Here is a 1530-nt window from a genome sequence, read left to right as displayed (position 1 = left end):
ACGATGCCCCCCCATGCCCGATCGGGATGAGTCAAGAGAAACTCAAGCACTACCGACCCCCCAGTAGAATATCCGCACAAGAAACATTTATCGATGCTCAACCGATCCATCAATTGTTTAATATCCTCAACGATTAAAGGATAAGTAACCGTTTGATTGGAAGACTGGCTCTTACCGTGTCCTCTGATGTCAAAAGCAATTGTTCGAAAATGAGGCGATAGTCCTTGGATTTGGTATGTGAAATTTAAGCTTGTAAGTACCGGAGGATGAATGAAGAGGATGGCGGTTCCTTTTCCGCGATCGATATGATGCATCGAGTATCCGTTTATGTTAGCAGTTGTCATTCTATCGTCACACTCCATGTTAAATCATCTATGAGTTAGTTTCTGCTCAATTATCACTTTTTATAAAAGCAGTCATGCTATTGCTATAATTATCTCTCACCCCTTTTAGAATTTTTTTAGTATGCATTTAATTGATATTTTACATACCGTTCCTAACGAATAAGCAGTGGCTTGACATCCGAGATGACATGCTAGACTGCTTGAAACATCGTTTGTACATTCTTTTTCCTTATTCATCGTTCGTGGAAGACCGAACTTTCKCTGTCCGCTTCGCAGGAATTTTGGTATTTGCCAATTACTCCTCTTCATTTTTCTGGAAGAAACGAATATTCCTATTTATGGATGTTATTATGGACGGCATACATCCTCACCAGACGTGCCACGAACGAACAAAAAAACGCTGGACCCTTATTGGTTCCGCGTTTTTTCGGTAAGAATAGATGTCGGCAGTCTGACTTGGGTTTACATTACAATTCAACAACGACCATCTGGTGAATATGCAGCTCGGGTACGACCGTTTCCAACTGACCTTCGTTCCATGTCCATGCGAGCTCTTCCTGAATGGGCGCAAGTATTACCCGCTTAGGTTTCACTGGCGGTCGCAATCGAACCGGTATATGAGTACGAATCGGTATTTCTTCTATGACGGTAGTTCCCCTGGATGAGAAGCTGCTGGACCGCTTGGCGCCGTATTGGATCAGATGCAGAACCCAATTTCCTTGCTGCGTCATTAGGGAAACTTCTACGGAAGGCGAATTCGCTTCCACCTCGACCAATCTCATCTCGTTGTCCAATAAGGCATCCACCAGATTGAGCACCATCTGCCGCACGTGGCGGCTGCCGATGGCGAAGTAGTCTGTCGCGAGCGAAGCCGCTACTACGGCAATCTTCCCCCGGCCGTAGGTACGAACGACAGCAGCGGGATATACTGTTTCTTCACCTGCCGGCGCATGGAAGTGTCCGAATTTCTTCGATGGACTGATTTCTTCATAAGGCAGGAACACTTTCGCCGCCACTTGCGCATCGGAACCTTCAGCCAGCTCCCAATGGGCAAAGTTGTTTTTGATAAAGTAAGGTACCGGAGGAATCTGATCACAATATTCGCTCTGCGGTTGAATGAATTCACCTGATAATTGTCCGATTCCCAGGTAGTTCACTCCGGCCATTTCCTCAAGCACCTCTCGCC

Annotated in this window: 2 protein-coding genes; both read right to left on the bottom strand. The window is 45.9% G+C overall.

The window, feature by feature from the left end:
- The coding region (locus AC1DWB_RS34960) for an alpha/beta fold hydrolase (protein WP_477545668.1) at window positions 1-344 on the bottom strand (344 nt) is incomplete at its 3' end.
- A gap of 467 nt (window positions 345-811) precedes the next feature.
- Window positions 812-1530, bottom strand: a 719-nt coding sequence (locus AC1DWB_RS34955; protein ID WP_477545667.1) for a hypothetical protein, incomplete at its 5' end; no start/stop codon positions are given.

It is taken from the genome of Paenibacillus sp. P4_E11 (genome assembly GCF_056401635.1).
The sequence above is the reverse complement of the archived record's forward strand: the minus strand, read 5'-3'. Positions and strand labels throughout refer to the sequence as shown.